The organism is Delftia sp. 60 (genome assembly GCF_002754395.1).
GTDB classification, from domain to species: Bacteria; Pseudomonadota; Gammaproteobacteria; order Burkholderiales; family Burkholderiaceae_C; genus Comamonas; species Comamonas acidovorans.
Genome location: NZ_PEFD01000001.1, coordinates 414,226 through 439,872 on the forward strand (window position 1 = coordinate 414,226; position 25,647 = coordinate 439,872).

At 65.2% G+C, this 25,647-nt stretch carries 19 protein-coding genes and 2 pseudogenes; 12 read left to right on the top strand and 9 right to left on the bottom strand.

The window, feature by feature from the left end; genetic code table 11:
• The first annotated feature begins 9 nt into the window (after positions 1–9).
• The gene (locus tag CLV01_RS01840; protein WP_099735007.1) at positions 10–819 is read left to right on the top strand and encodes an HpcH/HpaI aldolase family protein; all 810 of its coding nucleotides are present in this window, start codon (positions 10–12) and stop codon (positions 817–819) included.
• 16 nt (positions 820–835) lie between these two features.
• Positions 836–2,269: an aldehyde dehydrogenase gene (aldA, locus tag CLV01_RS01845; protein WP_099732491.1), complete on the top strand. Its 1,434-nt coding sequence runs from the start codon at positions 836–838 to the stop codon at positions 2,267–2,269.
• A gap of 21 nt (positions 2,270–2,290) precedes the next feature.
• Here the strand turns inward: aldA and CLV01_RS01850 are convergent, their stop codons facing one another.
• A complete protein-coding gene (locus CLV01_RS01850) occupies positions 2,291–2,806 on the bottom strand; it encodes a MarR family winged helix-turn-helix transcriptional regulator (protein WP_013800170.1) in 516 nt (171 codons plus the stop codon).
• A gap of 102 nt (positions 2,807–2,908) precedes the next feature.
• Between CLV01_RS01850 and CLV01_RS01855 the strand changes: the two genes are divergently transcribed.
• Together CLV01_RS01855 and CLV01_RS01860 are read left to right on the top strand one after the other, a co-directional pair.
• Positions 2,909–3,886: a tripartite tricarboxylate transporter substrate binding protein gene (locus CLV01_RS01855; protein ID WP_013800171.1), complete on the top strand. Its 978-nt coding sequence runs from the start codon at positions 2,909–2,911 to the stop codon at positions 3,884–3,886.
• 85 nt (positions 3,887–3,971) lie between these two features.
• Positions 3,972–5,300 carry a sulfatase family protein gene (locus tag CLV01_RS01860; RefSeq protein WP_012202235.1) on the top strand — a complete coding sequence of 443 codons (1,329 nt, stop codon included), beginning with the start codon at positions 3,972–3,974 and terminating at the stop codon, positions 5,298–5,300.
• A 68-nt stretch (positions 5,301–5,368) separates the two neighbouring features.
• Here CLV01_RS01860 and CLV01_RS01865 read toward each other — a convergent pair whose 3' ends face one another.
• From CLV01_RS01865 to tssI, 5 genes and pseudogenes are all read right to left on the bottom strand, one after another.
• The gene (locus CLV01_RS01865) at positions 5,369–6,232 is read right to left on the bottom strand and encodes a DUF4034 domain-containing protein (RefSeq protein WP_099732490.1); all 864 of its coding nucleotides are present in this window, start codon (positions 6,230–6,232) and stop codon (positions 5,369–5,371) included.
• A 1,083-nt stretch (positions 6,233–7,315) separates the two neighbouring features.
• Positions 7,316–7,585: pseudogene (locus CLV01_RS29865) on the bottom strand (RHS repeat-associated core domain-containing protein); the annotation flags it as partial.
• Between the two features lie 121 nt (positions 7,586–7,706).
• Positions 7,707–8,060, bottom strand: coding sequence for a hypothetical protein (locus CLV01_RS28610; RefSeq protein WP_143289993.1), 354 nt, complete (start codon positions 8,058–8,060; stop codon positions 7,707–7,709).
• Positions 8,061–8,471: 411 nt separating this feature from the next.
• Positions 8,472–12,601: pseudogene (locus CLV01_RS01875) on the bottom strand (RHS repeat-associated core domain-containing protein); the annotation flags it as partial.
• Positions 12,602–12,679: 78 nt separating this feature from the next.
• A complete protein-coding gene (gene tssI / locus CLV01_RS01880; protein ID WP_099732488.1) occupies positions 12,680–15,028 on the bottom strand; it encodes a type VI secretion system Vgr family protein in 2,349 nt (782 codons plus the stop codon).
• A 473-nt stretch (positions 15,029–15,501) separates the two neighbouring features.
• On the opposite strand from tssI, the gene CLV01_RS01885 reads away from it, so the two are divergent.
• The 3 genes from CLV01_RS01885 to amt are packed head-to-tail and all read left to right on the top strand — an operon-like array spanning position 15,502 to position 18,000.
• Positions 15,502–16,233, top strand: coding sequence for a TorF family putative porin (locus CLV01_RS01885; protein ID WP_099732487.1), 732 nt, complete (start codon positions 15,502–15,504; stop codon positions 16,231–16,233).
• A 23-nt stretch (positions 16,234–16,256) separates the two neighbouring features.
• Positions 16,257–16,595: a P-II family nitrogen regulator gene (locus CLV01_RS01890; protein ID WP_012202241.1), complete on the top strand. Its 339-nt coding sequence runs from the start codon at positions 16,257–16,259 to the stop codon at positions 16,593–16,595.
• Positions 16,596–16,626: 31 nt separating this feature from the next.
• Positions 16,627–18,000, top strand: a complete 1,374-nt coding sequence (gene amt / locus CLV01_RS01895) for an ammonium transporter (protein ID WP_170962109.1) — start codon at positions 16,627–16,629, stop codon at positions 17,998–18,000.
• A gap of 16 nt (positions 18,001–18,016) precedes the next feature.
• On the opposite strand, the gene CLV01_RS29035 is transcribed toward amt, so the two are convergent.
• On the bottom strand, positions 18,017–18,154 hold the full coding sequence (locus CLV01_RS29035) for a hypothetical protein (protein ID WP_156179898.1): 138 nt from the start codon (positions 18,152–18,154) through the stop codon (positions 18,017–18,019).
• A 38-nt stretch (positions 18,155–18,192) separates the two neighbouring features.
• Here CLV01_RS29035 and glcE point away from each other — a divergent pair, with 38 nt between their 5' ends.
• From glcE to CLV01_RS01920, 5 genes are all read left to right on the top strand, one after another.
• The gene (gene glcE, locus CLV01_RS01900; RefSeq protein WP_099732486.1) at positions 18,193–19,335 is read left to right on the top strand and encodes a glycolate oxidase subunit GlcE; all 1,143 of its coding nucleotides are present in this window, start codon (positions 18,193–18,195) and stop codon (positions 19,333–19,335) included.
• Positions 19,336–19,360: 25 nt separating this feature from the next.
• Positions 19,361–20,143 (top strand): YoaK family protein, encoded by a 783-nt coding sequence (locus CLV01_RS01905; protein ID WP_012202244.1) that lies wholly within the window; start codon positions 19,361–19,363, stop codon positions 20,141–20,143.
• 61 nt (positions 20,144–20,204) lie between these two features.
• Complete coding sequence (glcF, locus tag CLV01_RS01910) at positions 20,205–21,455, top strand: glycolate oxidase subunit GlcF (protein ID WP_099735006.1); 1,251 nt, start codon at positions 20,205–20,207, stop codon at positions 21,453–21,455.
• 84 nt (positions 21,456–21,539) lie between these two features.
• Positions 21,540–22,406, top strand: coding sequence for a ProQ/FinO family protein (locus tag CLV01_RS01915; RefSeq protein WP_034397802.1), 867 nt, complete (start codon positions 21,540–21,542; stop codon positions 22,404–22,406).
• Positions 22,407–22,700: 294 nt separating this feature from the next.
• A complete protein-coding gene (locus tag CLV01_RS01920; protein ID WP_013800183.1) occupies positions 22,701–23,219 on the top strand; it encodes an AmiS/UreI family transporter in 519 nt (172 codons plus the stop codon).
• 27 nt (positions 23,220–23,246) lie between these two features.
• On the opposite strand, the gene CLV01_RS01925 is transcribed toward CLV01_RS01920, so the two are convergent.
• Both CLV01_RS01925 and lplT read right to left on the bottom strand, forming a co-directional pair.
• A complete protein-coding gene (locus CLV01_RS01925) occupies positions 23,247–24,146 on the bottom strand; it encodes a DMT family transporter (RefSeq protein WP_034397804.1) in 900 nt (299 codons plus the stop codon).
• 196 nt (positions 24,147–24,342) lie between these two features.
• Positions 24,343–25,644, bottom strand: coding sequence for a lysophospholipid transporter LplT (gene lplT / locus CLV01_RS01930; RefSeq protein WP_013800185.1), 1,302 nt, complete (start codon positions 25,642–25,644; stop codon positions 24,343–24,345).
• Positions 25,645–25,647: the final 3 nt, after the last annotated feature.

Below are 25,647 nucleotides of genomic sequence, written 5' to 3' on the forward strand. Positions count from 1 at the left end.
GAGCCCGCCATGCAACTGCCTGCCAACCCCTTCAAGGCCGCGCTGCGGCGCGCCGAGCCGCTGTACGGCATCTGGGCCGGCTTTGCCACGCCCTATGCGGCCGAGATCATCGCCACCACGGGCTATGACTGGATGCTGGTCGATGGCGAGCATGCCCCCAACACCGTGCCCACGCTGCTGGGCCAGCTGCAGGCCGTGGCGCCCTACGCCACGCACCCGGTGGTGCGCGCCGTGCAGGGCGACACCGTGCTCATCAAGCAGCTGCTGGACGTGGGCGTGCAGACGCTGATGGTGCCCATGGTGGAGACGGCCGAACAGGCGCGCGAACTGGTGCGCGCCATGCGCTACCCGCCCCACGGCGTGCGCGGGGTGGGCGGCGGCCTGACGCGGGCCACGCGCTGGGATGCCGTGTCCGACTACATCCGCACAGCGCATGAACAGCTGTGCCTGATCGTGCAGATCGAGTCGCCCCGGGGCGTGGCCAATGCGGCCGAGATCGCGGCCGTCGATGGCGTGGACGCCGTCTTCATCGGCCCCGCCGACCTGTCCACGGGCATGGGCCATGCGGGCGACGCCAGCCAGGGCGAGGTGCAGGAGGCCATACGCCGCACCGTCGAGGCCACGCTGGCTGCCGGCAAGGCCTGCGGCATCCTCGCGCCGCGCGAGGAAGATGCGCGCCGCTATGCGGACTGGGGCTGCCGCTTCATCGCCGTGGGCATCGACATCAGCCTGCTGCGCCAGGCCGCGCTGGCCAACCTGGGTCGCTATCGCGCCACGCAAGCCACGGACCAGGCGGCCGCTGCATCCCGCACCTACTGAACCCAAGGAGAACTCCATGGCATCCCCTACCGTGCTGCGCAATTTCATCGCCGGCAGCTTCACCGACAGCGCCGAACTGCATGAGGTGACCAACCCCGCCACGGGCGCGGTGCTGGCGCGCTCGCCCCTGTCCAGCCAGGCCGATGTGGACCGCGCCATCGCCGCCGCGCGTGGCGCCCACAAGGCCTGGGCGCGCCGCCCGGCCGTGGAGCGCGCGCAGTACCTGCGCCGCGTGGCGGCCCGCATCCGCGACAACGCCGCGCGCATTGCGCGCACCATCACCGAGGAGCAGGGCAAGGTCCTGGGCCTGGCCGAGGTGGAGGTGAACTTCACCGCCGACTACCTGGACTACATGGCCGAATGGGCGCGCCGCATCGAGGGCGAGGTCATCACCAGCGACCGGGCCAACGAGCAGATCTTTTTGCTGCGCAAGCCGCTGGGCGTGGTCGCGGGCATCCTGCCCTGGAACTTTCCCTTCTTCCTGATCGCCCGCAAGATGGCGCCGGCCCTGCTCACGGGCAACACCATCGTCATCAAGCCCAGCGAGGAAACGCCCATCAACTGCCATGCCTTCACCGAGCTGCTGGCCCAGTGCGAGCTGCCGGCCGGCGTGTTCAACGTGGTCTATGGCCAGGGTGGCACGGGCGCTGCGCTGGCCGGCCATGCGGGCGTGGACATGGTCAGCTTCACGGGCAGCGTGGCCACGGGCGAGCGCATCGCGGCTGCCGCCGCGCCCCACATCACCAAGCTCAACCTGGAGCTGGGCGGCAAGGCCCCGGCCATCGTGCTGGCAGATGCCGACCTGGACCTGGCCGTGCGCGCCATCCGCGACTCGCGCATCATCAACACCGGCCAGGTCTGCAACTGCGCCGAACGCGTCTACGTGCAGCGCCAGGTGGCCGAGGAGTTCACGGCCCGCATTGCCCAGGCCATGGCCGCCACGCGCTATGGCGACCCGATTGCGCGGCCCGACGTGGAAATGGGCCCGCTGATCAACCAAAAGGGCCTGGACAGCGTGCAGGCCAAGGTGCGCCAGGCCATCGCCGACGGCGCGCAACTGGTCACGGGCGGGCAGGCCGCAGACCTGGGCGCGGGCTTTCACTTCCAGCCCACGGTGCTGGCCGGCTGCCATGCCGGCATGGAGATCATGCGCAAGGAAATCTTCGGCCCCGTACTGCCCATCCAGGTGGTGGAGGACCTGGACGAGGCCATCGCCCTGGCCAATGATTGCGAGTACGGCCTGACCTCGTCGCTGTACACGCGCGACCTGTCCAAGGCCATGCAGGCCATGCGCGAAATCGACTTCGGCGAGACCTACATCAACCGCGAGAACTTCGAGGCCATGCAGGGCTTCCATGCGGGCGTGCGCAAGTCCGGCGTGGGCGGGGCCGACGGCAAGCACGGCCTGTACGAGTACACGCACACGCATGTGGTGTACCTGCAGGGGTGATTGACCTCCTGGGCCTTGGCGTCAGGGCGCTGCCGGTTTCTTGCGGTTGCGCGGCGCCTTGGGCGGCGGGCTGCTGGCCTCCAGCTCCCGCGCCCGGGTACGGATGCGGGCAAAGGCGCTGGCCATGGCCTGCAGCTCGGGCTCGGGCACGGCGTCCATGAGCTCGCGGTTGATGGCCTGCACCTGCGGGAACAGCTCGGCATGCAGGGCGCGGCCCGTGTCGCTCAGGCGCAGCAGCGCGCGGCGCGCATCGCCCACCTGGCTCTCTTTCCACAACAGCCCCTTGGCCAGCAGCGCCGTGACCGCGCGCGAGGTGCGCGTGCGGTCCAGCTGCGCCTGCTCGGCCAGCTGCGAGGGCTGCAGCTGCCCGGCCTCGGCCAGCAGGCAGAGCATGCGCCACTCGCGCCGCGTAATGCCGTAGCGGCCCTCGCACAGGCGCACCACGCGGCTGCCAGCGGCCGCCTGCAGCCGCGCCAGGTGGTAGAGGAACATGTCGTCGAGCACGGCGGGGTGGCGCCAGCGGTGGAGGTCGGTCATGGACTCGCGGGCCGGTTTCGGGTTTACGCTAGGGATGATGGATTAGATGCATTGTCTGCGGCCTGCGTACATTGGCCGCAAGACAACGACAAGGAGACAAGTATGCCCAGCCCCCTCGCAGCCCTGGCGCGTGCCGCCGTGGCCCTGACCGCCGCCGTGCTGTGCGCGGCGCCCGCCCTGGCCCAGGAATGGCCCAAGGCCAGGCCCATCCGCATCGTCGTGCCCAATCCGCCGGCCGGCCCGTCCGACATCTCTCTGCGCCCCGTGGCCGCCGCCATGCAGGCGGCGCTGGGCCAGGCCGTGGTCGTGGACAACAAGCCCGGCGCCAATGGCAACATCGGCGCGGCCGAGGTCGCACGCTCCGCGCCCGATGGCTACACCTGGCTGTGGGCCATGGACCCCGTGCTTACCGTCAACCCCCATGTCTACAAGAACATGGGCTACAAGGCCGACGCGCTGGAAACCCTGGTCGTGGCCGCGCGCTTCTCGCAGACCCTGGTGTGCGGCCCGGGCACGGGCTTCAAGTCCGTCAAGGACATGGTGGCCGCCAGCAAGACGCGCGAGCTGACCTATGCCTCGGGCGGGGCGGGCTCGCCGGGCCACCTGGTCATGGAATCGCTGCTGGCCACTTCGGGCGCCAAGATGGTCCACGTACCCTACAAGGGACCGGCGCCGGCCATGCAGGACCTGCTGGGCGGCCAGGTGGACTGCGGCTTCCTGGCCGGCCCCACGGTCTTCCCCCAGGTCCAGAGCGGCAAGTTGATCGCCCTGGCCACCTCGGGCAAGACGCGCTCGGCACTGGCGCCCGAGCTGCCGACCATTGCCGAGTCGGGCTTTCCCGAGTTCGACGGCACCTTCTGGATCCTGCTGGCCGCACCCAAGGGCGTGCCGCCCGCTGTGCAAAAGCGCTTTGTCGATGCCATGAACGAGGCCATCCGCGCGCCCGAGCAAAAGGAACGCGCCAAGGCCCTGGACATCGAGATGGTCGGCTCCACCGTGGCCGAGGCCCAGGCGCGCGCCAAGGGACAGTCCGCGCAGTGGGCCGCCCTGGTCAAGCGCATCCACCTGACCAACGACTGAAGCCGCCACTAGGGCCTGTGGCCCTGAGGCACCGCCGTTTTGGCGATACTCCCTTTCCCAACGCATCCACTGTCTCCTGGCTCCCATGGCAACCCAGCGCCCCAATCTGATCTTCATCCTGGCCGATGACCTCGGCTACGCCGACCTCGGCTGCACGGGCGCGCGCGATGCGCACAGCCGCGCCACCGATGTCTCGCCCCGCCTGGACGCCATGGCCGCGCAGGGCATGCGCTTCACGCGTGGCTATTCCAACTCGGCCGTGTGCTCGCCCACGCGCTTTGCCCTGGCCACGGGCCGCTGGCAGTACCGCCTGCGCGGCGCGGCCGAGGAGCCGATTGCCAGCGTCCACGGCGACAAAGTGCTGGGCCTGCCGCCCGACCATCCCACCGTGGCCTCGCTGCTGCGCGACGCCGGCTACGCCACCGCCCTGGTCGGCAAATGGCACTTGGGCTACCCGCCGCATTTCGGCCCGCGCATGTCGGGCTACGAGGAGTTCTACGGCTTTCACGCAGGCGGCGCCGACTACTTCGCCCACTGCGACCCGCGCGGCCGCCCCGATTTCTGGATCAACGAGGAGCCGCACGAGGAAGAGGGCTATCTCACCGACCTGCTGAGCCGCCGCGCCGTGGACTTCGTCGAGCGCCAGACGGCCGACAAGCCCTTCTACCTGTCCCTGCACTACAGCGCCCCGCACTGGCCCTGGCTCACGCGCGACGACCTGGAGGAATCGCGGCGCATCGGCGGCTTCGGCAAGCACACCGACGGCGGCACCATCGAGACCTACCAGCGCATGATCCACCACATGGACGAAGGCATTGGCTGGGTGCTGGACGCGCTCGAGAAAAAGGGCATGGCCGAGAACACGCTCATCGTCTTCACCAGCGACAACGGCGGCGAACGCTTTTCCAACAACTGGCCCTTCATCGGCCAGAAGATGGACCTGCTCGAAGGCGGCATCCGCGTGCCCCTGGTGGCTCGCTGGCCTGACCGCATGCCGGCAGGCGCCGTCAGCGACACCCCCAACCTGACCATGGACTGGTCGGCCACCTTCCTGGCCGCCGCCGGCGTGCACGGCCACGCCGACTACCCGCTGGACGGCATCAGCCTGCTGCCCCTGATGGACGATGGCGCCTGGAACCCCGAGCGCGACCTGTGCTGGCGCATGAAGCACCGCGCCCAGCGCGCCCTGGTGCGCGGCGACTGGAAATACCTGCAGATCGAAGGCGTGGAATACCTCTTCAACGTGGCCCAGGACCCGCGCGAACGCGCCAACCTGCGCGACCGCGAGCCCCAGCGCCTGGCCGAGCTACGCGCAGCCTGGCAGCAATGGGATGCTTCACTGCCGCCCATTCCGGAAGAAGCCAAGGTGTCGCTGGTGTTCAGTCGGCAGGATCTGCCTTCGGCGACGTTTTGAGGGTGTGTGTGCCCGCAGGCTGTGGGCGATAAAACAAGGCAGGCCTTTGGGCCTGCCTTGTTTCCTGATTACTGGTACGTCCTGACCATGCCCGCCCGTGCGGCCTCCGAGTTTTCGCACATGTCCTTGGCCTGTTTGTAGAGGGCCTGGGCCTTGCTCTTGTCCTTCTCCATGACTTCGTAATGGCTGGCCTTGGCAAGCACCAGGTTGTATTGGAGATAGCTGGCGCTGGCCGAAGGCAGCGACTTCACGGCCTGTGACACCATTTGGTCCAGGCCCTCCAAGGACCCGCCCCAGCGCGGGCTCAGGTAATTGAGGGCATTGACGCGGGCCGCCAGGTTCTTGGGATCGGCCTGATCGGCCGCCTGCAGCCACTGCGCCGCAGTACGTCCGCCCACCTGGTTTTCCATCGCGGCCAATCCAATCAGCATCGTCTGCGGCAAGGCCGAGCGGGCATCCAGCGCCATGGCCTTTTGCAGATACGGCTGGGCCTTCGCGCTGAGCTGCTTGACACTGTTCCACTGGCTGCCCGTCACACTGGAAGCCGGCGCGTTGCCGCGGGCGCCAAATGCCTTGTTGCCGTAATAGAGGCCCGCATTGAGCTGGGCAAAGAACGACTTGGGCTGCTGATCCGCCCACATGCGCATCACGTTCTCTTCCTGCAGGCTCAGTTGCTGCATTCCCAGCAGATCCCGCATGGTCAACAAGTCCCCGCCCGAGGAAGAAAGATTCTTCTTGTGCCTGCGGGCCAGTTCCTTGTCCAGCGCCTCGAACTTGAACTCGCTGAGCAGTGCAGCTCTCTCGGACTCTTCCAGAGTGGCATTGCCATCGGGAATCAGCGGGCACTGCGCGGCGTAGGTGGCAATGGCTGCGGAGAGAGACAGGGTGGCGAGCAGGATGCGGATCAGGGTTTGGGTGGTTTTTGCGGTCATGTGTCCCTCTTGGAAATGGAATGTGTTATTCAGAATTGCCAGAATAAATTGACAAATATATTTGATTATTTCCAGAAAACTCCTTTCAATAAAAGTTCATCATTAAATAGTAAATGTTGAAATCCATAAAAAATCTTTATAATAACACTGCAATGAGATTATTTGGGAAGTTTATTGAGCATTATTCTGATAATAAATTTTCTCAAAGCAACTGTATGACTGCGATTCATCCGGAGTTTGCATGGTCATCCTGCCATGCGTGGGCATGTTCGAAAAAAGAACATCTTTCCCCTGCTCGCTCCTGGAGTAAAGGGCTTTTTACTCAGTAGCAGATGAATCTGGATATTTTTCAAATCCTCGGAAATTTTTCTTCTAACTGACTTGTCTTTGCTGTTGATGTAAATAATGCCACTGCCTCTTATTTCGTCCAACAAAGCCTGAAGTAAAATTGCTTGCCCCTTTTTTTTTGCATATTCATTTCTATGTCCTAGGGGGAATGCAAATTTTTCCAGTAGGCATGCCCTATTTTTATAGGAAAACGTAATTTATTTTGTTCCATCTGCAATATCATTGATCACGAAGTTTATTTATATTCCACGGCTAAAATCTCCAAGTATCAATAATAATATACACAATGCTAGAGCTATATATATTATTACTCTAATAATCAATTTATTTTTCACCATTTATAATGCTTTTGTATTTATTTATGGTGGATTGATACATAATATCTGCATTATGATCAATAATATCTTCGATGCTAGAAAATTTTGGCGAAATTCTGTTCAGTAGCTGACCCGTACTTAATCCAATTCTATCAAAAACACTCTCGTTTAAATGCTGCATTTCATGCGCCATTGTTTGAAGAAAATCATCTAATTTACTATCACACATGGAAACGCCGTCTTCGTCATAAATATCTGCGTTGTATTGAATATTCCCACTAAGATCTGTTCTGCCGGCAAGAACTTGCCCAAGCGTTCCAGATAAACCTACAACGCCAGTAACTGATTTCGGTGTTTTTAGTATTTCGGGGAATTGCCCCTTCAGCACGTTAACCGCTGTATCAACTTGCTCCTTTGTGGCGAGTCCGACTGGATCGAAATAATTCAAGGGAGAACCTTCTGAATATCCAGATAAGTTCCATCCACCCATCAAACCAATCGGATCCTGATTGATATAACTCCCCAGCACCGGATCGTAATACCGATGCCGGTTGTAATACAGCCCCGTTTCCCTGTCATGGTGCTGCCCCGGCAGCCGGATCGCCTGGTGGATGCCCTGCGGGTTGTACTCCTGCAGCACATTGCCCCAGGGGTCCAGCTTGGCGGCCCAGGCCACCTGGCCCCTCTGTTTTTGGGGGCGCTTTGTTGGTAGTGGATAGGGATGATCTGCTTGTTATTTGTATTGTGCTTACAGTTAGGATTGCATGCTGCTCGCTAATATAGTATTGAATTTGATGGTATTTTGGTAATTAGTTATCTTCGCAGGTTTCATTTTTAAATTCAGATATTATTCCATCGATTTTTGAAAAAAACCCACCCTCAACCTCTTTTGAACAAGCTTTATCAGATTTGCAATCCATCCAATCTTCTGAAAGACGAGAAACTTCCTTTTTCATTTCGCAAAGTAAAAGATTTTTATTCATAATATGATTTTTCATATTTGATATGCCATGAATTCCATTGGCTGCTCTTATTGCAATATACTGACTATTTAAGAAATTCATATACTCCATAGTGTATTGATTGTTTTTATAGATACCCAGCCAATATCCTGCATAAACTGATATAGCAATGACTGTTGCTTTATATATATATTTTCTCATACAAATATTTTATTGACCAGGCGCTGACAAACCTGGGATTGGCCCTGACTGCATGACTCTTAGCCTTTGGCTAATGCATTTTTCCCCAACTCCGATTTCGGATGGAGATGGAGGTCTTATCACTCCAACACCTCTAGAGTCCGGGGTAATGATGTCTGAGGGAATTGAAGCTTCTTTGGTTTCTTTATTCTCCTGTTTCGTGCAAACAATTGCTTCGTCAGTCCTCTTCTGCATATCATCCTTGCCTGAGAGTTTGTTCATCAATTCTGCAAATGAATCCGTCACATCGGAAACTTTCTGTTTCGTCTGATTCCAGCCTTCAGCAATTTTCCCCGTTGATGTTGGATCTGGCTTTACCGGAGGTTTAGGCTTTTGCCCATAAAAACCACTTTTACCTCTCCCCATCTTATTTAATCCCAGTGGGTCAATCCAATCCACAGGATTTGTTGGGTAGCTGCTCATATTTGCACCTCCAGTCAACCCAATCGGATCCTGATTCACATAACTCCCCACCACCGGATCGTAATACCGATGCCGGTTGTAATACAGCCCCGTTTCCCTGTCATGGTGCTGCCCCGGCAGCCGGATCGCCTGGTGCAGGCCCTGCGGGTTGTACTCCCGCAGCACATTGCCCCAGGGGTCCAGCTTTGCGGCCCAGGCCACCTGGCCGGTCTGGTCCGTCAGGGCCATGGGCGTGCCCAGATGGTCGCAGTGGTAGTGGTGGATGGCGATGCGGGCGTGCTGTTCTTTTTCCTGTTTCTGCAGTTGGGCCTGCATGCCGCTGAGCAGGCGTGTAGTGCTGTCTGCCTGTTCGCCCAGCATGGCCTGGGCGCTGGGCGGCAGGCCGTGCTCCAGGGTGTGGCGCAGGTGGCGGGCGGCGTCTTGCTGCATGTCGCGCGGCATGGCGCTGAGCATGGTTTGCATGAGGGCCAGGGCCGGCGTGTGGTTGGGGTCGTCCTGGTCGGGCAGGCCTGCGGTGATGGCTTGCACCAGGAGGTGGGGCTCGCTTTGCGGGTCGCCGCTGGCCGTGGTGCTCAGGCGCACCAGGGGTGTGAAGCTGCCGGGTTCGTAGATGGTGTGTTCTATGTGGCGGGTGTCGTCGCCATGCTGCTGGCGTTCGGTGTGGATGAGGCGGTCGCCGTCCCAGCCGTAGTAGTGGGTGCGGGTGGATTCTGTGGAGTCCGCGCTTTCGACCTGCTGCTTCAGGCGCCTGCCCAGGGCGTCGTAGGTGTAGCGGCTGTGGTGGCGCAGTTGCTCGGCGTTGCCCTGGATCTGGCTGCTGCGCACCGCTATGAGCTGGTGGGCTCCGTCGTAGTGCAGTTGCTGCTGGCTGTGGTCCGCCTGCATTTGCGCGATGCGGTTGCCGCAGGGGTCGTAGCGCCAGACGCGGTCTTCGGTGAAGCCTATGCGGTTGTCTTCCCAGCGCTGCACGGGCCTTGCCGCTGGCCTGCAAGGTGGGCCAGGCCCATGAGGTTGAAGTCGGTGTGCCGCCAGTGCGCGTGGACCTGGGCAGCCCAGTTGTCCTGGGTGTTCGTCTGGCCCGGAGCGCTGGGTGCTGGCAGGCGGTTGCCGGCAGGGTCGATCTGCCAGCGGGTGGTGGTCTGGGGCTCCTGGCTGTCGGTGGCCGCTCTGAGGCGTCCTGCGCTGTCGTAGCCGTAGCGCAGCAGCTGCGCGGCCTGGCCCGGGGCGCCGGCCTGTTCGATGGCAACGAGCTGGCCCAGGCTGTCGTAGTGGTAGCGACGGCCGAGGATCTGGCCTATGAGGGTGTGGACCTGGGCGCCGGTGTCTGTCAGGTCAGTGTGCTGCAGCGCTTGCAGGCCCGTGGTGCCCAGGGCCGTGAGGCGGCCCAGGCTGTCCCATTGGCGTTGCACCTGCAGGGAGTTTTGCGCATCTGCTGCGGCGGTGGGTGGGTGCAGGCTGCGGCGGACTTCGCGGTGCAGGTTGTCGCGCTCGAAGTCGATGAGGCTGGCTCCGTTGAGCTGCAGTCCATGCACATGCCCTGAGCCGTAGGTGAGCCAGGCGATCTCTCCCAGGCCTTGCAGCTGGCTGTGCTGGCGTGCGCCCAGGGGGTCCAGGGTGTGGGCGATGCGGTGTTCGTATTCGATCTGGTCTGCGCTCCCGTTCCTGTTGCCGTCCTTGCCAGGCCGGTACAGCTGCTGCACTTCTGCGGTGATGCGGCCCAGGGCGTCGCGCTCCAGTGCTATGCGGCTTTGCAGTTGGATGGTGTTCTCTGCGGTGTTCTCGCCGGTGTGCTGCCATACGCTGGCCGCCGTGAGGCGCCCGGCGGCATCCCATTCGTAGCGGTGGGTTTGTGCGGGCGCATGGGGCGTGGCGGGCAGCTGGCGTTCGGCGAGGCGCCCGCCTTCGTCCCAGCGGTAGTGGCTGCTGCTTTGCTGCGCGGCGTTGCCGTCCGTGGCTTCCATGAGCTGGCCTGCCGCGTCCCAGCGGTAGCGCTGCAGCCGTTGGTCAAACCCTTCTTCCTGCACGAGCCGGTCCAGCGCGTCCCAGGCAAAGCGGCTTTGCGCCCCGTTCTCGTTGACGAGGCGCAGAAGGCGGCCAGCGTTGTCGTATTCGAAGGACAGGCTCAGGCCACCATGTGTTCGCTGGACCAGCCTGCCCCAGAGGTCGTAGCGCAGGTGGATGCTGGGGTCGGCGGTCTGGGTTTCGCTGGAGGTGCCCGCAGGCTGGGCCGGATCGATGCGCGTGAGGTGGCCTGCGCTGTCGTAGTGGTAGCGCTCGATCTGGCCGTTGGGCAGTTCGCTGGCCACGATGCGGCCCTGGCCGTCGCGCTGGTGGCGTTGGCGCTGGCCCAGGGCGTTGTCCACTTCGATGAGCGCCCCCCAGCGGTCGTAGTGGTAGTGCGTGCTGTGGCCCGAGCAGTCGGTGTAGCTGAGCAGTTGGCCCGCGTCGCTCCAGGCCAGCTGTTTGCTGCCGCCCTGCGCGTCTTCGATGCGCCGGGGGCTGTCGCAGGTGAGCGGCGCTTCCTGGGGATCGGGGTAGTGGTAGCGCTCGGTGCTGCCATCGGCCTGGGTGATCTGGGTGAGGCGGCCCCAGGCGTCGTATTGGTAGCCGGTGGTGGCCCCTGCGGTGTCAGTGCTTTGCAGCAGGCGGCCGGTGGCTTCGTCGTGTTCCTGCTGGGTGCTGCGCCCGTCGGGCAGTTGCACGCCGATGAGCCGGCCCTGGCCATCACGCCTGAGGTGCACGCTGCGCCCCAGCGGGTCGGTGCGCGAGGCCAGGCGGCCGAAGCTGTCGTAGGCCTGCAGCCAGCGGCTGCCATCGGCCTTGTGGTGGGCGATGAGGCGCGACAGGCCCGCTGCGCCTTCGAAGTAGTAGGTCTCGATGCGATCCAGGCTGTCGCTGACGCGGGTGGCGGCACGCGGCTGGCCGTCCGGGCCCGGCGGTTGGGCCAGGTAGTCGAAGCGGTAGCTGAGGCCTTCCTGGTTGCTGTGCTCGATGACGCGGGCACCGGGCTGGGCGCTCTCGTAGCGGTAGCGGTGCCAGGGTCCGCTGGCATGGCGGTGGGCGCTGATGCGGTGGTGGTCCCATTCGAATTCGCGCACGAGCTGGCCTGCGCGGTCGTGGACGGTGATGAGGTCGCCTGCGCTGCTGTAGCCGTAGCGCACGAGGGCGATGGGCGCGGACAGGGGATGCATCGGGTCTTGCACCAGATCCACGCCTGTGACCCGCCAGCCGTCGTCGGCGCCCCACAGTCCGTTCAGTCCCTGCGCGTCCTTGCCGCCATGGATGCGCTGGTGCAGCAGCCGGTAGCGCCGGCCTGTGCCGTCGCTCAGCGAGACCAGGCGGCCTGCGGGGATGAGGTCCTTGCTCGCACTGTGGCCGGCCTCGGGTGTGGTGCCGTCGCTGTAGTGGTAGAGCTGGCGGCGCCCGAAGCGGTCGATCTGGGCCATGAGGCGCCAGGGACTCTGTGCACAATCCCGGGCAGGTTCACCGGGCGCAGGACCAAAGCCCCAGAGCGTGTCCCCATCACCGCTGACCGCAAGGATGGCTTGCGGGTTGCGCACCAGTGCCTGCTCCACATGCGACCAGCGAGGATTGGCGGCCCAGGGCGCAGTACCGCCGTCCGGCTCCGTGCTGCCGCCGCGCAGCAGCCAGATGTCTTCGCTGGCACTGTGCAGCTGGCCGCCCGGCACCAGGGGCTGGTCGAAGGTGATGACGCGGCCGCTGGCGTCCAGCAGCAAGGTGGCCTCGTCCTGCAGGCGGATGCTGAGCTCCTGCAGCAGGTGCCAGCCATGGCCCAGCAGGCCGCAGGCAGCGCCGTGCTCGGGGTTGACGTAGCTGCTGTACTGGCGCTGCCAGGCCACAGGCAGCGCGGCCGACGGCAGGGCAAAGTCCAGGTCTTGTGCGCCCAGCAGGACCTTGGCGCCCAGCTGGGGGTTGACGGGGGAGCTGACGGTGATGCCACCTGGGCAGACGGAGCAGGCCAGGCCGCCCTGGCTGCCGATGAGCACGGTGAGCGAGCCGGTGACGATCTTGCCCTTGACGACGCTGTCGGTGATACGGGCTGCGGGTTGGCCACTCATGCGAGGCTGCTCCTGGAGAGGTGAGAGAGAACGGGACGGCGGATGCGGGGAATGCAGGGGCTGCAGGACATGCGGGCCTCAGCAGTTGAGCCGGTCCGTGGGCGAGAGAATCTGGATGTCGCCGGGCGTGATGCGGATGGTGCTTTTGCCGCAGGTCAGCAGGATTTCCTGCTGGGCTTCGAGCCGGATCTTGGCGGCGTTGAGCTCAATGCTTTGCCCATCCATGGTGAGCTGGGAGGCCTTGCCACCTCCGCCTCCACCGCTGCCGCCGCCACCACCGCCACCGCCACCGGGCGCCGTGATGTTCATGGCCATGCCGCCACCGGCTCCCGCGCCACCGCCACCGCCACCACCGCCCACGGTCAGCGAGTACTGCGAGCCCACTTCCGTGCTTTGCTTGCTGCCGACCTTGACTTGGCGCTCCTGCCCCACGGTGAGGTTCTGGCTCATGCCGACCGTGGTCTGCATGGCCACACCGATGTTCTCCATGTAGTTGACGCCGATGTTCATCATCTTCATCACACCCACGTTCTGCATGTAGGCCATGCCTATGGTCTGTGTCTTGAGCAGGCCGACCGTGACGTGCCAGTTCTGGCCTATCTTGTCGGTCTCGGTCTTGCCGATGGTCTTGCTGCGGTTCTTGCCGATCGAGATGTTCTCGTCGATGCCAACATCTTCGTTGCGGTTGTCGCCAATGCTGACCTTCTCGTTGTGGTCCACCCGCTCCGTGCGGTTGTTGTGCACGGTGATGGTCTCGTCGCGGTCCACGGTCTCCGTGCGGTCGCGGTGGATGACGCTGGTCTCGTCCCGGTCCACCGTCTTGCGCCGGTCGTTGCCGACCCATTTGTCCTCGTCGTTCTCGACTTCGGTGAGCTGGTCCTTTTGCGCGTGCAGCCACAGCTGTTCTTGACCGGCCTTGTCCTCGAAGCGGATGGCGTTGGCGTCGCCCGGTCCGTTCTTCAGGCCCGCGCCTGCGGCGCCGCCCTTGCTCGATCTGGTCTTGATGCCCGATTGCGTGGCGTTGGCCGGCAGCGCCCAGGGCGGCATGTTGGCCGCGTTGTAGACGCAGCCCGTGACCAGCGGGTAGTCAGGGTCGCCGTTGAGGAAGTCGACGACGACTTCATGCCCTATGCGCGGAATGGAGATGGCCCCGAACCCCGGGCCCGCCCAGTTCGTGGCCACGCGGATCCAGCAGCTGGAGTTCTCGTTCATGCCGCCCAGCCGGTCCCAGTGGAACTGCACCTTGATGCGGCCGTATTCGTCGGTCCAGATTTCTTCTCCGGCCGGGCCCACGACGACGGCGGTCTGCGGGCCCGTGGTGCGCGGCTTGGGCGTGGTGCGCTGTGGCGTGTAGGCAAGACTCGTGGGCTGGGCCTGCAACTCGTAGCGCTGGAAGGAGCCGTCCTCCGCGGCGCTGCCCTTGGCGCCCGGGGCCACGGCACTGACGCGGGGGTTTTCCTTGAGGTGGTAGCTCAGGCCCGTGATCAGGTACTGCTGGTTCTGGTCGCCGCGCGGGTAGTTGTAGAGGCTGAATGTGTAGCCCGTGGCCAGCGCCCGGTGGCAGGACTGGCCCCGCACCCGGCTTTGGCCCGTGAGGCTTTCCTTCAGGCGCACGCGGATGTAGTCCTCGCCGTCGCTCAGCTGGGTGTAGCCGCCTGGCCATTCGTAGATTTCGTGGCCGTCATGGGCGTGGCCCGGCGGGTCGCGCCGCAGGTGGGTGAGGTCGGCCCGGGGTTTCTTGAAGTCGTAGTCGTCGCTGTAATGGCGGCCCGATTTGATTTCCTGCTCCAGCTGCCAGGCGTGGATGTTTTCCTGATCGCCTGCAGCGGCTTTTTCCGGGGGATAAAAGGGAATGGAGGCGCCCCCGGGCAATACGCTGTGCGAGGCAATGATGTCGTCGCACAGCACCAGGGTGTGCTGGCCCGAGGCATGCTCGAAGAAGTAGTAAATGCCTTCGTGCTCCATCAATCGCGAGACAAAGTCGCAATCGCTTTCGTTGTATTGAACGCAGTAGTCCCAGCTGCGATAGGCACGCGTGAGTTTCTTTTGCAGCGGATGGCCATAGACGCCCAATACCTGCTCGATGATGTCGGGCACGGTCTGGTTCTGGAAGATGCGAAAGTCGCTCTTGCGCGTGGCCAGCCACAGCCAGGGGCTCAGGCGGGCCTTGTAGGCGTAGTGGCGATGGTCCTGGCCCTGCATGCCAAAGCGGGTGACGATGCCGTCGATGAAGCGCCTGCCACCGCCCTGGGTTTCTATTTGGATGGTGGCGTTTTTGCCCAATAGGGCCTTGGGATCGATGCTTTCGCTTTCGCTGAGCATTTCCACATCGAGGCTGAAGAGCTGGCTGATGTTTTCCTGGCCGCGCAATTCACGGAAATGCAGCTGCTCGCCCAATGGCGTGTGTATGGTGACTCGGCGTGTCATAGTGCGCGCCGCCCTGGGGCGGCCTCCCTGCTCTTGGTGAGCGGGGATCATAGACAAGCCGATGGCCATAGGGCAATCAAATGAGGGGTCGGAAATATCCTGGATATGTAAGCAATTGCCTTATCTGGGATGCAAGGTGGTGTTTATTTGGAAAATCATCGATATCGGAATACCCCGATGCAGGCGTTTTGAGAGTCCCTGCTTACAGTGCGTTCTAGCAATACCAGGCCTCTTAGGGCAGAGCAAGCAGGATTGCAATGTGATATGCACTATCTTGGTGCATTTTTGATGATGCGCCATGTGAGTGCCCGCTATCGCCGCATCGGTGCACATTTTTTGCACAAAGCCGGTGCATCGCTGTGTGTTGCAGCGCCGCATTGGGGAGCCGGAAAGGCGCACGCCCCGGCATCAAAAGACTGGCACGGTCCGTGCTTAACCCGGTTGTCACGAAATTTTTCAAACCGGAGGATCCCATGTCCCGTGCCAGCCTCAAGTCGCTCGCCATCGCCTGTGTCGCCATCGCTCCGCTCTGGGCCCACGCCCAGCTCACGGCCAATGTGTCCCTGACGACGAACTACAAGTTCCGCGGACAGGACCAGGACACGGGACGCAACAAGGCCGTCAAGCCTGCCCTGCAAGGCGGTTTCGACTACACCTTCGGCGACAGCGGCTGGTACATCGGCAACTGGAACTCCAGCGTGGACTGGCTCCCCCGCAATTCGCTGGAAACCGATTTCTACGGCGGCTACAAGTTCAAGGCCGGCGAGGTGGACCTGGACTTCGGCGCGCTGCAGTACCTGTACTCGGGCAATTCCAGTGGCAACACCACTGAGCTGTATGGCGCGGCCACCTATGGACCGTTCACGGCCAAGTACTCGCACACCGTGTCCAAGGACTACTTCGGCTGGGCCGGCGAGAAGGCCGGCTCGGGACTGTCGGGCCGCAACACCGGCTACCTGTGGCTGGGCTTCACCCAGGAAGTGATACCCAAGGTGACGGTCAAGGCATCGCTGGGCTTCACCCGCTTTGCCAGCGACATCAAGGGCCTGGGCGTGCCCAACTATATGGACTACAGCGTGGGCGGTGCCTACGATTTCGGCGACGGCGTGTCGCTGGGCGCGGCCGTGACGGGTGCGAACAAGAAGTCGTACTTCGGTGACGTCAACAAGGCGCGCCTGATCGTGACGCTGACCAAGACCCTGTAACCGGACCTGAGGAGCAAAGCATCATGAAACTGGTGACCGCCATCATCAAGCCCTTCAAGCTCGACGAGGTGCGCGAGGCGCTCTCCGACATCGGCGTGCAGGGCATCACCGTGACCGAAGTCAAGGGCTTCGGCCGCCAAAAGGGCCATACCGAGCTGTATCGCGGCGCGGAATACGTGGTCGATTTCCTGCCCAAGCTGCGCCTGGAGGCCGCCGTGCCCGACGCGCTGGTGGACCAGGTGATCGATGCCATCGAGGCCGCTGCGCGCACCGGCAAGATCGGTGACGGCAAGATCTTCGTGCTGCCCATCGAGCAGGCCGTCCGCATCCGTACCGGCGAGACCGGCGACAGCGCACTGTGAGTTTCAACCCCTCGTTTCCCGAAAGACTGCCATGACCAAACGACTTCTTTCCATGGGCCTGGGGCTGGGCCTGCTGGCCGCAGGCGCCGCTGCCCTGGCACAGGAGCCCGCCGCCGCTGCAGCCGTTGCCGATGCAGCCGCTGCAGCAGCCCCCGCCGCCGCGGCCGCAGCCGAGGCGCCGGCCCCCGCACTCAGCGCCGGTGACACGGCCTGGATGCTGACCTCGACCATGCTGGTGATCCTGATGGTGATCCCGGGCCTGGCACTGTTCTACGGCGGCCTGGTGCGCACGAAGAACATGCTGTCCGTGCTCTGCCAGGTGTTCGTGATCTTCTCGCTGATCACGCTGCTGTGGGCCGTCTACGGCTACTCGCTGACCTTTGCCGGCGAAGGCAACTTCTTCGGCGGCTTCAGCAAGATCTTCCTCAAGGGCATTGCACCCGACACGCTGGCCGGCGCGCTGCCGACCATTCCCGAGTACGTGTTCGTGGCCTTCCAGTCCACGTTCGCCGCCATCACCGTGGCCCTGATCGTCGGCGCCTTCGCCGAGCGCATCAAGTTCTCGGCCGTGATCCTGTTCTCGGTGCTGTGGTTCACCTTCAGCTACATCCCCATGGCCCACATGGTCTGGGGTGGCGGCCTGCTGGGCAAGGACGGCGCGCTGGACTTCGCCGGCGGCACCGTGGTGCACATCAACGCCGGTATCGCCGGTCTGGTGGGCTCCTACATGCTGGGCAAGCGCATCGGCTTCGGCCGCGAGGCACTGCCTCCGCACAGCCTGACGCTGACCATGGTCGGTGCCTCGCTGCTGTGGGTGGGCTGGTTCGGCTTCAACGCCGGCTCGGCAGGTGCTGCCAACGGCATTGCCGGCCTGGCCTTCATCAACACCATCGTCGCCACGGGCGCCGCCACCATCTCCTGGCTGGCTGCCGAAGCCCTGCACAAGGGCAAGGCCTCGATGCTGGGCGCCGCCTCGGGCGCCGTGGGCGGCCTGGTGGTCATCACCCCGGCGGCCGGCCTCGTGGGCCCCATGGGCGCCATCGTCATGGGTCTGATCGCCGGTCCCGTCTGCCTGTGGGGTGTGTCGGGCCTCAAGAAGCTGCTCAAGGTCGATGACGTCTGCGACGTGTTCGGCGTGCACGGTGTGGGCGGCATCCTGGGTGCCATCCTGACCGGCGTGTTCTGCGCCTCCAGCCTGGGCGGCATCGAGCCCGCAGACTTCAACATGGGCCATCAAGTGTGGGTGCAGGTCAAGAGCGTGCTGCTGACCATCGTCTGGTCCGGCGTGGTGGCTGGCATCTCCTACAAGATCTGCGACCTGGTCGTCGGCCTGCGCGTCAGCGAAGAGTCCGAACGCCAGGGTCTGGACATCACCACGCACGGCGAGGTGGCGTACTACCGCTGATCGGTTTCCAGAGAGTTCATTGCGGATTGGCCTCGGTGCTTGCACCGGGGCCTTTTTTGCTTTGGAGCCGCTGCAGAGATGGCGTCTTTGCTTTTTCGTCCCGGCTGTTTTGCGCCGCCCGCAGAACTTCAAGCGCACCGTTCAAAAAATTCACGGGTCCGCACCGAGGCGCAAAAGGGCCCAGCCGCTACGATGCAGGCCATGGATTCAGCCCAAAGCCACCTCCTCCAGATCGCCCAGCGCGTGCGCGCTGCTGCGGCCGACGCCACGCCGCTGCGCATACGCGGCGGCGGCACCAAGGATTTTCACGGCCTGGCCCTGCAGGGCGAGCTGCTGGACACGCGGGCGCTGGCCGGCGTGGTCAGCTATGAGCCCAGCGAGCTGGTCGTGACCGTGCGCGCCGGCACGCCGCTGGCCGAGGTCGAGGCCCTGCTGGCCGCACAGGGGCAGTGCCTGGCCTTCGAGCCTCCGCATTTCGATGGCCAAGACGCAGGCCGCGCCACCGTGGGCGGCATGGTGGCGGCCGGCCTGTCCGGGCCTTCGCGTGCCAGCGTGGGCGCCGTGCGCGACTTCGTGCTGGGGCTGGAGATGATCAACGGCCAGGGAGAGCTGCTGCGCTACGGCGGGCAGGTCATGAAGAACGTGGCGGGCTACGACGTCTCGCGGCTGATGGCGGGCTCCTGGGGCGCGCTGGGCCTGATCACCGAGGTCAGCCTCAAGGTGCTGCCCGTGGCGCCTGCCGAGGCCACGCTGCGCTTCGAATGCACTCAGCAGCAGGCGCTGGACTGGCTCAATGCCTGGGGCGGGCAGCCGCTGCCGCTCAATGCCAGTTGCTGGCTGCAGGAAGACGGCGCAGCCCAGGGCGTGCTGTACCTGCGCCTGCGCGGCGCGCGTGCCGCCGTGCAGGCGGCCTGCGAGCGCCTGGGTGGCGAGCGCATGCACAGTGCTGCGGCCGACTGGCAGGCCTGCCGCGAGCAGCAGCTGCCCTGGTTCACCGCACGCGCGCCGGGCCATGCGCTGTGGCGCCTGTCCGTGCCGCAGACGGCTCCGGCCCTGGCGCTGCCGGACGGCTGCACGGGGCCGCTGATCGAATGGCACGGCGCACTGCGCTGGGTACAGGCGCCGCGTGCGCTGGGCCATGCGCTGCGCGCGCTGGCAAAAGCAGCGGGCGGATCGGCCACCTTGTTCCGCTCCGATGCCGCAGAACAGCCCGGCGCCGAGCCCGATTTCGACGCCCAGGCGGCCGATGCCACGGCCGCGCTGCATGCGCGGCTCAAGCAGGCCTTCGATCCTGCGGGCATCTTCAACCGCGGCCGGTTGGCCGCCGCCTGGTAGGCCGGGCCAACGCCTGGCTCCGCCCATGCGCATGCGCCACCACCTGCACCTGCTCACGGACCGGCACCGCACGGTGGCCAGCAACCGCACGCTGGGCCTGCTGCTGGCCTTCAACGCGGGTGCGGTGAATGCGGGCGGCTTTTTGCTGGTGCACTCCTATACCTCGCACATGACGGGCTTTGTCTCGCTGCTGGCCGACAACCTCGTGCTGGGCAATACGGCGCTGGTGCTCAGTGCCTGCGGCGCGCTGCTGGCCTTTCTGTGCGGCGCGGCCGCGACGTCGCTGCTGGTCAACTGGGCGCGCCACCACCGGCTGCGCAGCAGCTATGCGCTGCCGCTGCTGCTGGAAGCCGCGCTGATGCTGCTCTTCGGCGTGCTGGGCGCGGCCATGCTGGCCTGGCCCACGCCGTTCGCCGTGCCGCTGGCCGTGCTGCTGCTGTCCTTCATCATGGGATTGCAGAACGCCACGGTGACCAAGATGTCGTCCTCGCAGATCCGCACCACGCACATGACGGGCGTGATCACCGACCTGGGCATGGAGCTGGGCCGCGCGCTCTACTGGAACCGCCATGGCAGCCCGCCCGAGCACCGGGTCCACGCCAACCATGTGCGGCTGCGGCTGTTCGCAGGGCTGCTGTCCATGTTCCTGCTGGGCGGCATTGCGGGTGCGCTGGGTTTCCGGCACCTGGGCTTTGTGTTCGTCGTGCCGCTGGCCGTGGTGCTGTGCCTGCTGTCCCTGCCGCCGCTGTGGGCCGACCGTGCGCGGCTGCCCCTGCTGCTGGGCCGGCGGGCCGCGCCTCGCGCGTGACCGCCGCGTCCGGCTGCCGTGCCTGACCGTTCCCCGATACCCATACAACAAGAGCCCCACCATGCAGACCCAACTCGCTCCCCAGTACCGCGCCACGCCCGAGGGCCAGGAGGCCGAAGCCATTCTGCGCAAGTGCGTGCACTGCGGCTTTTGCACGGCCACCTGCCCGACCTACCAATTGCTGGGCGACGAGCTGGACGGGCCGCGTGGCCGCATCTACCTGATCAAGCAGGTACTGGAGGGCGAGACGCCCACGCGCGCCACCCAGCAGCACCTGGACCGCTGCCTGACCTGCCGCAACTGCGAAAGTACCTGCCCCAGCGGCGTGCAGTACGGCCACCTGGTGGACATAGGCCGCAAGATCGTCGAGGAACAGGTGCCGCGCCCCTTCGGCGAGCGCGCCAGGCGCTGGGCGCTCAAGGAGGGGCTGAACTCGCCGCTGTTCGCCCCGGCCCTGAAGCTGGGCCAGGCCGTGCGCGGCCTGCTGCCCGAAGTCCTGGCCGAGAAAGTGCCCCAGCCCCAGGATGCGGGCGCCTGGCCCGTGCGCGAGCATGCGCGCAAGGTGCTGCTGCTGGCCGGATGCGTGCAGCCGGCCATGATGCCGCGCATCAACTTCGCCACCGCGCGCGTGCTGGATGCGGCCGGCATACAGACCGTGATCGCGCCCAAGGCCGGTTGCTGCGGCGCCGTGAAATTCCACCTCAACGACCAGGAAGGCGGCAAGGCGCAGATGCGCGCCAATATCGACGCCTGGTGGCCGCAGGTGGACAGCGGCGCGGTGGAGGCCATTGTCATGAATGCCTCGGGCTGCGGCGTCACCGTCAAGGAATACGGCCATCTGCTCAAGGACGATGCGCAGTACGCGGACAAGGCAGCCCGCATCAGCGCCCTCACGCGCGACCTGAGCGAGCTGCTGCCTGAGCTCCTGCCCGAGCTGGCCGAGCGCCTGCAGGGCAGGGTGCGCGCACCGGCCGCGCCCATGGCCTACCACCCGCCCTGCACGCTGCAGCACGGACAAAAGCTGCGCGGCGGCGTGGAAACCCATCTGGCCAGGCTGGGCTTCGAGCTGCGCGTGGCGCGCACCGAGTCGCACCTGTGCTGCGGCTCGGCGGGAACCTACTCGGTGCTGCAGCCTGAACTCTCGCACCAGTTGCGCGACCGCAAGATCGGTGCGCTGACCGAAGGCTTCGATGCCCGGCGGCCCGCCGCCATCCTCTCGGCCAACATGGGCTGCATCGTCCACCTGCAAAACGGCACGGACCTGCCCGTGCGCCACTGGATCGAGGTGCTGGACGAGGCCCTGCTGGCCTGAGACCCGCCGCGTACCGACTGCGCATCTGTGCCTCCAGCGCGACGCCGTGGGGCCTATGCCCGCGCAAGACTTTGCAATGCTGGCATGATGCGGGGTTTCGTTTTCTCCAAGCCCACGTGCTCCGCCATGACTGAATCCGTGTCTGAACCGCAAGAACAGAGCGCCGCGCTGCCGGCGGACGCCGCTGCCGGCACCGAGCCGCAGGCTGCAGCCAGCGCCGATGGCCAGGGCCGCAAGCGCTCGCGCCGTGGCGGACGTGGCCGCAACAAGGGCAAGGCCACCGAGCCTGCCGCCGACGCCGCATCCGGCACGGCCGCCAGTGCCGAGGCCAACGCTTCCAGGCCCGTGCGCACCCAGCACCCGCTGCTGGCGCAACTGGCCCAATGGCATCCGAACCTGTTCGGCGAGCAGCCGCTGCCGCTCAAGCGCGGCATCTTCGAAGACCTGCTGGCCGCCCATCCTGAAGCCATTGACCGCGACCAGCTCAAGCTGGCCCTGTCCCAGCACACGCGCTCGAGCCGCTACCTCACCGTGGTGGCCAGCGGCCAGGCCCGGCATGACCTGCAGGGCCAGTCGGTCGAGGCCATGGCGCCCGAGCATGTGCACCATGCGCTGATCGAAGTCTTCCGCCGCCGCCAGCACCGCTCGCCCGAAGATCTGGCGCCCAAGCTGCGCAACCGCATCATCGCGGCCTACGAGGCATCGGGCCTGTCGCGCGACGACTACGCGGCGCGCGTGCAAGGCCGTGACGAGGCCACCAACACCCTGGTGGCCGAGGCACTGGCCGAGGCCGATGCGCGCACCGCACGCGACGAGGCGCTGCTGCGCGCCTTCGAGGCCAGCGGCCAGACCTCAGAAGCCGGCTTTGCCGACATGTACGGCATGAACCCGCGCCAGGTGGCGCAGCAGCTGGAACGCGCCCGCCGCCGCCTGCAGACGCAGGCGGCCTGAGGCACAAGGACCGGCGCCAAAGACCGGCAGCACCGCCTGCCGGCACACTCCACCGCCGCGTGCCCGGCAAGGGCCGCGCCGGTGCACCTGCCCTGGATCACAGGCGGCATCTCTGCAGCGGACCCTTCCGCCAGCACGCAGATGCCCACCAGGGGCGGGCCCGGGGATGAACTGTTTCACGGACGCCGCTGCACCCGGCCACGGGGCGGCGGCGCCTTGCCGTGCGCGCTCGTTCCGGGAAATGAACACGGCGCGCAAGGCACTTCAAAGCAAAAAAGCAAAAGGAGACTTGCGATGTGGCTGGGTTTGTCGTTGTTCTACGTGGGCGCCGTGCTGTGCCTGAACGGCCTGTGGATGCTGGGGCGCATCGCCGACCGGGAGATCTGGGTCATCAACGTGTTCGCGGGCCTGGTCTCGCTGATCATCGGCCTGGCCTCCGCCTTCGGGCCCGAGCCCGATGCGGCTTCGGTCAAGACCGGCGCGCTGACCCTGCTGTTCGCCTTCACCTACCTGTGGGTGGCCATCAACCGCTTCACGGGCGCCGATGGCCGGGGCCTGGGCTGGTTCAGCCTGTTCGTGGCCATCACCGCCGTGCCCGTGGCCATTGACACCCTGCTGGGCGCGCGCACCGCCATCGACTGGTGGATGGCGGCCAACTGGGCGGCCTGGGCCGTGCTGTGGGCCATGTTCTTCGTGCTGCTGGCCCTGGGCCGCAACATCGGCCGCGTGACGGGCGCCCTGTGCATTGCGCAGGGCGTGCTCACAGGCTGGCTGCCTGGCTACCTGCTGCTGGCCGGGCAGCTCACGGGCTGATTGCGCAGCGTGAGTACGGGCGGGGCGTCAAGCCCCCCGCCGCCGTGCATGCGCCAGTGCAGACAGCAGCGCGGCCGCGATGATGCAGGCGCCGCCCAGCAGCGTGCGCGGCGTCAGCACCTCGCCTGCAATCAACACCGAGGAGACGCTGGCAAACACCACCTCGGCCAGCATGACCACGGCGGTCACGCCGGCCGGCAGGCGCGCGGCGCCGAACTGCAGCGCCCAGTTGCCCAGCATCAGCAGCACGGCCAGGCCGGCGGCAATCAGCATCCAGCCGGCCTGCGGCGCAGGCATGGGCGGCACCAGCCCCACGCTGCTGCCCGCGAAGGCGCTGGCCAGCCCCATGGCCATGCAGCCGCTGAACATGGCCAGCATGCGCGCCTGCGCCGGCACGGCCTGCAGGCGGCGCAGCAGCACGTTGGTCAGCGCAAAGGTGAAGCCGCCGAACAGTGCCAGGCCGTCGGCCAGCGACAGACCGCGCAGCAGCCCGGGCGAGCCGCCGCTGAATGTGCCCTCGGGCACCAGCACCAGCGCCACCCCGCCAAAGGCCAGCAGCAGCCGCGTCAGCGCGGCCGGCGTGGGCCGCTCGCCCAGGATCTTCCAGGCCAGCAGCACGGACCACGCCGGCATCAGATAGAACAGCAGCACCACGCGCACCACATCGCCAATGGTCACGGCCCAGTTGAATGCGATGTTGTTGCTGCCCGCGCAGGCGCCCAGCAGGATCAGCGCCGGGTACTGCAGCGCCTGGCGCAGGCTGGCCGGGCGCAGCGCCACCAGCCCCGCCAGCACCAGGGCATACATCAGCGCCGTGGCCCACAGCGGATGCAGGCCAGCCTCGTGCATGGCGCGAAACGGCCACCAGGCCAGACCCCAGACCAGGGTGTTGAACAGCAGGGCGAGAACGGGCAGCGGGCTATGCATAAAACCACGAAAAAGTGCCCGGTCAGGCAAAGCCCGCACCGAACACAATACGAGAAGACCATTTAGACCAGGCCTATCAATCGATAGCGCCCTATGGAACTGGCGAGGCCCAAAGCGAGAGACACCGAGCCAGGGCCGCCCCGCCGCGAGGGTGTCGTCCCCCTGGGGGAAGGCGCGAAGCGCCTCAGGGGTAGTCTCAATGACAATCCTTGCGGGCAATCACCAGCAGGCGCTCGACTTCCTCGGGATGGTTGCGCACGTTGCTGACGTGCCAGCGGCCGATCAGCCACATGATGCCGGCCACCACCAGGCCGAACACCGTGATGGCGCCGAAAGCCGACAGTCCGAACTTGGTGGACAGCGCATAGAAGGCGCCCAGCGCCAGGATGCAGGCCTGCTCGTTGAAGTTCTGCACGGCAATCGAGCGGCCCGCTCCCATGAGGTTGTGGCCGCGGTGCTGCAGCAGCGCATTCATGGGCACGACCAGGAAGCCGCCCAGGCCGCCCAGCAGGATCAGGAAGGGAATGGCCACCCACACGCTCTTGATGAAGATCATGGCGATCACCAGCAGGCCCATGGTGATGCCCAGCGGAATCACGCGCGTGGCGTTGTCCAGCCGCATGCGCATGGACGCGAGGATGGCGCCTGCGGCCGTGCCGATGGCCACCACGCCCACCAGGGCCGATGCCTGGGAGGTGCCGTAGCCCAGGGCCGCCGCGCCCCAGGCCAGCACGATGTAGCGCAGGTTGCCCGACACGCCCCAGAACAGCGTGGTCGTGGACAGCGAGATCTGGCCCAACTTGTCCCCCCACAGCCGCTGGCTGCAGGTCCAGAAGTCGGGCAGCAGGGCCAGGGTGTTGGCCAGCAGGCTCTTGCTGGGGTCCTGGCGCAGCGGGCGCAGGATGGTGTCGGTCAGCGGAATGCGCAGGTTGAACCAGGCGGCCAGCGCATAGACGCCGACCAGCACGGCAATCGCCGCTTCGGCGGCCGTGTCCACGCCCGTGTCCAGCAGCGGCAGGTCAAAGTCCAGCAGATGGGCCGAGATGCCCGGGCTCAGCAACTGCCCGCCCACGAGCACGCCCAGGATGATGGAGGTGATGGTCAGCCCCTCGATCCAGCCATTGGCCTTGACCAGCTGGGAGGCGGGCAGCAATTCGGTGAGGATGCCGTACTTGGCCGGCGAGTAGGCCGCTGCGCCCAGGCCCACCACGGCGTAGGCCAGCAGCGGGTGGTTGCCGAACAGCATCATCAGGCAGCCCACGATCTTGATCGCATTGCTGATGAACATCACACGCCCCTTGGGCAGGGCGTCGGCAAAGGCGCCGACGAAGGGGGCCAGGATCACGTAGAACAGCGCGAACATGGGCACCAGGGCGGCGCGCTGCCACTCGGGGGCGCCATTGGTGCGCAGCAGTTCCACGGCGGTCACGAACAGGGCGTTGTCTGCCAGCGAGCTGAAGAACTGCGCTGACATGATGGTGTAGAAACCGCGCTTCATGGA

Coding starts and splice junctions, on each gene's coding strand:
- CLV01_RS01840 (WP_099735007.1), top strand. CDS start 10: ATGCAACTGCCTGCCAACCCCTTCAAGGCCGCGCTGCGGCGCGCCGAG.
- aldA (WP_099732491.1), top strand. CDS start 836: ATGGCATCCCCTACCGTGCTGCGCAATTTCATCGCCGGCAGCTTCACC.
- CLV01_RS01850 (WP_013800170.1), bottom strand. CDS start 2,806: ATGACCGACCTCCACCGCTGGCGCCACCCCGCCGTGCTCGACGACATG.
- CLV01_RS01855 (WP_013800171.1), top strand. CDS start 2,909: ATGCCCAGCCCCCTCGCAGCCCTGGCGCGTGCCGCCGTGGCCCTGACC.
- CLV01_RS01860 (WP_012202235.1), top strand. CDS start 3,972: ATGGCAACCCAGCGCCCCAATCTGATCTTCATCCTGGCCGATGACCTC.
- CLV01_RS01865 (WP_099732490.1), bottom strand. CDS start 6,232: ATGACCGCAAAAACCACCCAAACCCTGATCCGCATCCTGCTCGCCACC.
- CLV01_RS28610 (WP_143289993.1), bottom strand. CDS start 8,060: ATGAGAAAATATATATATAAAGCAACAGTCATTGCTATATCAGTTTAT.
- tssI (WP_099732488.1), bottom strand. CDS start 15,028: ATGACACGCCGAGTCACCATACACACGCCATTGGGCGAGCAGCTGCAT.
- CLV01_RS01885 (WP_099732487.1), top strand. CDS start 15,502: ATGTCCCGTGCCAGCCTCAAGTCGCTCGCCATCGCCTGTGTCGCCATC.
- CLV01_RS01890 (WP_012202241.1), top strand. CDS start 16,257: ATGAAACTGGTGACCGCCATCATCAAGCCCTTCAAGCTCGACGAGGTG.
- amt (WP_170962109.1), top strand. CDS start 16,627: ATGACCAAACGACTTCTTTCCATGGGCCTGGGGCTGGGCCTGCTGGCC.
- glcE (WP_099732486.1), top strand. CDS start 18,193: ATGCAGGCCATGGATTCAGCCCAAAGCCACCTCCTCCAGATCGCCCAG.
- CLV01_RS01905 (WP_012202244.1), top strand. CDS start 19,361: ATGCGCATGCGCCACCACCTGCACCTGCTCACGGACCGGCACCGCACG.
- glcF (WP_099735006.1), top strand. CDS start 20,205: ATGCAGACCCAACTCGCTCCCCAGTACCGCGCCACGCCCGAGGGCCAG.
- CLV01_RS01915 (WP_034397802.1), top strand. CDS start 21,540: ATGATGCGGGGTTTCGTTTTCTCCAAGCCCACGTGCTCCGCCATGACT.
- CLV01_RS01920 (WP_013800183.1), top strand. CDS start 22,701: ATGTGGCTGGGTTTGTCGTTGTTCTACGTGGGCGCCGTGCTGTGCCTG.
- CLV01_RS01925 (WP_034397804.1), bottom strand. CDS start 24,146: ATGCATAGCCCGCTGCCCGTTCTCGCCCTGCTGTTCAACACCCTGGTC.
- lplT (WP_013800185.1), bottom strand. CDS start 25,644: ATGAAGCGCGGTTTCTACACCATCATGTCAGCGCAGTTCTTCAGCTCG.